General features: G+C 71.1%; 4 protein-coding genes. 2 read left to right on the top strand and 2 right to left on the bottom strand.

Annotation, left to right across the window (positions count from 1 at the left end; translation table 11 throughout):
* The first annotated feature begins 114 nt into the window (after positions 1-114).
* Together BFF76_RS29695 and BFF76_RS29690 are read left to right on the top strand one after the other, a co-directional pair.
* The gene (locus tag BFF76_RS29695; protein ID WP_053930295.1) at positions 115-1,752 is read left to right on the top strand and encodes a succinic semialdehyde dehydrogenase; all 1,638 of its coding nucleotides are present in this window, start codon (positions 115-117) and stop codon (positions 1,750-1,752) included.
* Between the two features lie 48 nt (positions 1,753-1,800).
* A complete protein-coding gene (locus BFF76_RS29690; protein WP_053930296.1) occupies positions 1,801-3,639 on the top strand; it encodes a GMC oxidoreductase in 1,839 nt (612 codons plus the stop codon).
* Positions 3,640-3,709: 70 nt separating this feature from the next.
* Here the strand turns inward: BFF76_RS29690 and BFF76_RS29685 are convergent, their stop codons facing one another.
* Positions 3,710-4,726, bottom strand: coding sequence for an LAETG motif-containing sortase-dependent surface protein (locus BFF76_RS29685; protein ID WP_031096494.1), 1,017 nt, complete (start codon positions 4,724-4,726; stop codon positions 3,710-3,712).
* Between the two features lie 609 nt (positions 4,727-5,335).
* Positions 5,336-5,638, bottom strand: coding sequence for a chorismate mutase (locus BFF76_RS29680; RefSeq protein ID WP_031096496.1), 303 nt, complete (start codon positions 5,636-5,638; stop codon positions 5,336-5,338).
* Positions 5,639-5,718 lie beyond the last annotated feature (80 nt).

The raw sequence follows: 5,718 nt of genomic DNA, 5'->3' as shown, positions 1-5,718 counted from the left end.
CAGCCAGTGATCACTGGCTGCGTGCCGGGGCGGGACGGGAGTCTCCGGCGGGGTCTGTGAAAACCTGTTACCCACGGGTACCCAAAGCGAGCGGGTGGACATACTCTCGCCCTCATGACGGACTCGCAGGCATCCACGACCACCACCGCCACCTCCGGCACCCGCGTCGGCACCAATCCGGTGGCCGCCGCCCCGGCAGGCGTGCGCACGGCCGCCGACGTGGTCACGCCCGAGGTGATCGCCCAGCTGACCCGTGACGTCGTCGGCTCCGGCCGCACGGCCAACCACAGCCCCTTCACCGGGGAGAAGCTGGCCGACCTGCCCGAGTCCACCCCCGAGGACGTCGAGGTGGCCTTCGAGCGTGCCCGCGCCGCCCAGCCCGCCTGGGCCGCGACCCCTGTCCGGGCCAGGGCCGCCGTGCTGCTGCGCTTCCACGACCTGGTCCTGCAGCGTCAGTCCGAGGTACTCGACCTCATCCAGCTGGAGACGGGCAAGGCCCGGCTGCACGCCCACGAAGAGGTGCTGGCCGTCGCCGTCTCGGCCCGGCACTACGGGCGCAGGGCTGTGTCCTACCTCAGGCCGAAGCGCCACACCGGGGTCGTCCCGACCCTCACGAAGGTGACCGAACTGCGGCAGCCGCGCGGGGTCGTCGGCCAGATCGCCCCCTGGAACTACCCGCTCGAACTCTCCGTCGGCGACGCGCTGCCCGCCTTCGTCTCCGGCAACGCCGTCGTGATGAAGCCCGACACGGAGACCGCGCTGACCGCGCTGTGGGCCCGTGACCTCCTGATCGAGGCCGGCCTGCCCGCCGAGGTGTTCCAGGTCGTCCTGGGCGAGGGGCCCGTCGTCGGCCCCGCGGTCGTCAGCCACGCCGACTACGTCTCCTTCACCGGCTCCACCCGTACCGGCCGTGAGGTCGCCCAGGGTGCCGCCGCCCGTCTTGTGGGCGTGTCCCTCGAGCTCGGCGGCAAGAACGCCATGCTCGTCCTGGAGGACGCCGACGTGGAGAAGGCCGCCGCGGGTGCCGTCCGCGCCTGCTTCTCCTCCGCGGGGCAGCTCTGCATCTCCATCGAGCGGCTGTACGTCCACGAGTCGGTCGCCGACGACTTCGTCGAGCGCTTCGCCGCCCGTACGAAGGCCATGAGGCTCGGCAGCGCTCTCGCGTACGGCGCCGACATGGGCTCCCTCGTCGGCGAGCGGCAGCTGGAGGCCGTCAGCCGCCATGTGGACGAAGCGGTGGAGAAGGGCGCGACGCTCGTCGCGGGCGGCGTCGCCCGCCCCGACATCGGCCCGCTCTTCTACGAGCCGACGATCCTCGACGGGGTCGAGGCACCCATGGCCGTCTGCGGCGAGGAGACCTTCGGCCCGGTCGTCTCCGTCTACCGCTTCAGTGACGACGACGAGGCAGTCGCCCTCGCCAACGCCACTCCGTACGGCCTCAACTCCAGCGTCTGGACGCGGAACGCCGGGCGCGGCCACCGCGTCGCAGCGCGGCTGCGGACCGGCACCGTCAACATCAACGAGGGCTACGCACCCGCGTACGGCAGTGTCCAGTCACCCATGGGCGGCATGAAGGACTCCGGTCTCGGCCGGCGGCACGGCTCCGAGGGCATCCTGAAGTACACCGAGGCCCAGACGGTCGCACAGCAGCGGCTGATCCCCCTCGCGCCGGCCTTCGGGATGGACGACGAGAAGTACGCCGCCTTCATGAGCCGCAGTCTCAAGGCGATGAAGGCCTTCCGGCTGCGCTGACCCCCTCAGCACCCTTTTCAACCCGCCCTTTCCGCACCGAGGAGAGCCATGTCCCAGGACAGCCATGCCCAGAACCAGGCCGGTCCGGCCGCCACGGCGGCGGACGACGACGCGTACGACTACGACGTGCTCGTCGTCGGCTCGGGCTTCGGCGGCGCGGTCTCGGCCCTGCGGCTGAGCGAGAAGGGGTACCGGGTCGGTGTCCTGGAGGCGGGCCGCCGCTTCACGCCCGCGACGCTGCCCAAGAACTCCTGGGACATCAAGAACTACCTGTGGGCCCCGGCACTCGGCCTCTTCGGAATTCAGCGCGTGCATCTGCTGGGCAAGGTGATGGTGCTGGCCGGAGCGGGCGTCGGCGGTGGCTCCCTCAACTACGCGAACACGCTGTACGTGCCGCCCGCGCCGTTCTTCGAGGACCGTCAGTGGGCCGGCATCACCGACTGGAAGGCCGAGCTGGCGCCGTACTACGACCAGGCGAAGCGGATGCTGGGCGTGCGGCTCAATCCGACCGTGACCCCGGCGGACGTCCATCTCAAGGCCGTGGCCGAGACCATGGGCGTCGGCGACACCTTCCACCTCGCCCCGGTCGGCGTCTTCTTCGGCGACGGCCAGGACGCCGACGGCACGACGCGCGCCAAGCCCGGCGGGGAGGCGGCCGACCCCTACTTCGGCGGCGCGGGCCCCGCCCGCAAGGCCTGTTCCCAGTGCGGCGAATGCATGACGGGCTGCCGGCACGGCGCGAAGAACACCCTCAACGAGAACTACCTGTACCTCGCCGAGAAGGCCGGCGCGGTCATCCACCCGATGACGTCCGTGGTCGCCGTGACGGACGGACCGGACGGTGGCTACCGGGTGTCGACCGTGCCCACGAACCGGCGCCGCAAGGCGGAACCGTCGGTGCTGAGGGCCCGCGAGGTGGTCGTCGCCGCGGGTACGTACGGCACCCAGACCCTGCTGCACACGATGAAGGACGAAGGGCTGCTGCCCAGGCTGTCCTCCCGGCTCGGCGAGCTGACCCGCACCAACTCCGAGGGGCTGGTGGGCGCGCAGACCAGCGACCGCCGCTACCGCAAGAAGCACGGCACCGCCAAGGCCGACTTCACCCGCGGCGTAGCCATCACCTCGTCGATCCACCCCGACGAGAACACCCACATCGAGCCGGTGCGTTACGGCAGGGGTTCCAACGCGATGGGCGCCCTGACCATCCTCCAGGTGCCCTACAGCACCCACCGGGTGCTGGGCTGGTTCGGCAACGTGGTCAGGCACCCGTGGCTCATGATGCGCTCACTGTCCAACCGGCGCTGGTCGGAGCGGACCATCATCGGTCTCGTCATGCAGTCGCTGGACAACTCCCTGACCGCTTACCGCAAGCCCGGCGGCGTCGGCAAGGGCCTGCTCACCGCCCGGCAGGGACACGGTTCGCCCAACCCGACCCAGATCGCCGAGGCCACCCAGGGCGCCACGCTGCTCGCCCAGGAGATCAACGGCTTCGCCGGATCGAACGTCGGGGAACTGATGGGCACCCCGCTCACCGCCCACTTCCTCGGCGGCTGCCCGATCGGGGCGGGTCCGGACGAGGGCGTCATCGACCCGTACCACCGGCTGTACGGACATCCCGGCATCTTTGTGGTCGACGGCTCCGCTGTCTCCGCAAACCTCGGCGTCAACCCGTCGCTGACCATCACGGCGCAGGCGGAGCGCGCGATGTCCTTCTGGCCCAACAAGGGCGAGACGGACCCGCGCCCGGCACAGGGCTCGGCGTACGAGCGGCTGGCCGCGGTCGAGCCGAAGGCGCCCGCCGTGCCGAAGGAGGCGTTCGGCGCCCTGAAGCTGCCGTTCCTCGGGATGCCGGCGGTGCCACCGAAGAGGGCCGCCAAGGAGGCGTGAACGAGGGAACGCGAAGGGGCTGCACCCCCCTCCGAGTGCAGCCCCTTCACGTACCTGCCGGTGACGCGCCTCAGGCGGCCGCGTCACCGTTCTTGCGGCGCCGCACGACGAACATCGCGCCGGCACCCAGCACCAGGGCCGCGCCGCCCGCGAGGGCGATCACCGGAGTGGTGGAGGACGAACCGGTCTCGGCGAGGCTGCCGGTGACCTTGGCGGTGTCGGCGGCCGGCTTCTTGTCGGGGACGGGGACCTTGCCGCCCTCCTGGGGCTTCGTGCCGTCCTCGTCACCTGCGTCGACGATCTGGAACTTGTAGGCGACGTCCGTGAAGCACGGCTCCGACTCGAATTCCTCGCCGAAGACGAGCCCGCCGCCGAGGCTGAAGCCGGCGCCCACCGGGGCGCTCGCCGCCACCTTGAGGCGCAGGGAGATGTCGACCTCGTAGCCGGGCTTGATCTCGTCGGTCTCGCCGACGTAGCCGGACGAGGTGCCGAAGTCCTCCAGGTCCTCCCAGGTGCCATCGGCCTCGTTGAGGGCCTGGAGCCGGACCTGCTTGGTGGTGAAGAGCTGCGCGCCGGCCTTGTCGGCGGCGGCGCCCGCGAAGAACGCCACGTTCTTCACGGTCGTCTGCGAGTCGTTGTAGATGTTGAAGGTGAACCGGTCCCAGCCGGTGCCCCGGGCGATCTTGCCGGAGAGGCCGTTGATGGAGAGATCCAGCGGACGCGGCTCGCACTCGCCGAGCTCTTCGCCCTCCTCCTCCTCACCCTCCTCCTCGTCGGTCTCCGAAGCGGTGGGCGTCGGCGTCGCGGACGGCGTCTCGGACTCCGTGGCGGTCGGGGCCGGGGAGGTGGTCTCGGGCGCGGTGCCGTCGGACGACTCCGTGGCCGACGGGGTCGCCGTGGGGGACTCGGTGTCCTCCGGGCTCGCCGTGGCGGACGGCGTCTCGCTCACCGTCCCGGTCGGTGCGGGCGAGGTGGTCTCGGTCGTCGGGGTCTCGGGGTCCGCGAAAGCGGCCGGAGCCGAGAGCAGGACGACCGGGCCTATGACGGCGGTGGCGGCAGCGAGTGCCAGGGTGCGGCGAAGCTTCATCTTGGGCCTCAGCGGGTCCGTGGTACCGCGTGGCTGCGGTACGCGTGAAAGGAGTGAACGGGCCTGCCGTTGTGGGGTACGGAACGAGCCGGGGTGTTCGCCATGCATGACCTGCGCAGTGAGGAAACGGTTGCCCCCGGTTTCACAGAATCTTTATGTGGCGCTCGCCACACCCCTGAGCCGTGATCGATGCGTGAACCTGGCCGGTGCAACGCTCGGTGCCGGCATGCGGTCGAACCCGTACCGGGTCACAGCGGCCACAGCAGTCACACAGCTCCGCCGATCCGCAGGGGTTCGCGATGACACGCCCTTCCCCCGAGAGGTGATCGGCGGTCCGAACGGCGGCCGGTCCCGGGCGTCCCCGGGGCCGGCCGCACATGGGTGACCGGGCTGCTGTCCCCTGCCGACCGGTCACATGCGCCGGGCCGTGATCCCACGACGTACCTGAGGTACGTCACACGTCCCGGCGGAGCCACGCGTGGATTCCCACCTCTGCCGCCCCTGGCTGGAGCGGACACCGGGACCAACGAAACCGTCCGGGGCCGGGTCACGCGCCGTACGGGTGAGACCGGACCGGACGAGGGTGCGGCCGTGCAGCCTTCCCGCGCGTCACACCCGGCCGCGGCACAGCTCCAGCAGCGTCATGGCGAGTGCCGTGCCCGGCTTGCCCAGGGCGTCGCTGTAGTGGCTGAGGACATCCATCTCCCGGGAGAGGTTCACCCGGCGGCCCCCTGACGTGATCCTCGCCTCCTGGATCACCGCCGAGACGGCCATCCGTTCCTGGACGAGGCCGATGATCCGGTCGTCCAGCGCGTCGATGCGTGTCCGGGCGCCCCCGATCAGGGACGCGGCCTCGTCGGTGTGCGCGCCGGTCCGCTCGGCGGCCGTCTTCGTGAGTGCGGTGCTGGTCATCCGTGACTCCTGGTGGGGCGCGGCCCCCCTGAGCCACAGGCCCGGAATGCCAGAACGCCCCGGGCCTGTGGCTCAGGGGG

It is taken from the genome of Streptomyces mutomycini (assembly GCF_001700505.1).
Taxonomy (GTDB): domain Bacteria; phylum Actinomycetota; class Actinomycetes; order Streptomycetales; family Streptomycetaceae; genus Streptomyces; species Streptomyces mutomycini.
The sequence above is the reverse complement of the archived record's forward strand: the minus strand, read 5'-3'. Positions and strand labels throughout refer to the sequence as shown.

Bases quoted from the DNA above. Each gene is read 5' to 3' on its own strand.
- BFF76_RS29690 (WP_053930296.1), top strand. From the start codon at position 1,801: ATGTCCCAGGACAGCCATGCCCAGAACCAGGCCGGTCCGGCCGCCACG.
- BFF76_RS29685 (WP_031096494.1), bottom strand. From the start codon at position 4,726: ATGAAGCTTCGCCGCACCCTGGCACTCGCTGCCGCCACCGCCGTCATA.
- BFF76_RS29695 (WP_053930295.1), top strand. From the start codon at position 115: ATGACGGACTCGCAGGCATCCACGACCACCACCGCCACCTCCGGCACC.
- BFF76_RS29680 (WP_031096496.1), bottom strand. From the start codon at position 5,638: ATGACCAGCACCGCACTCACGAAGACGGCCGCCGAGCGGACCGGCGCG.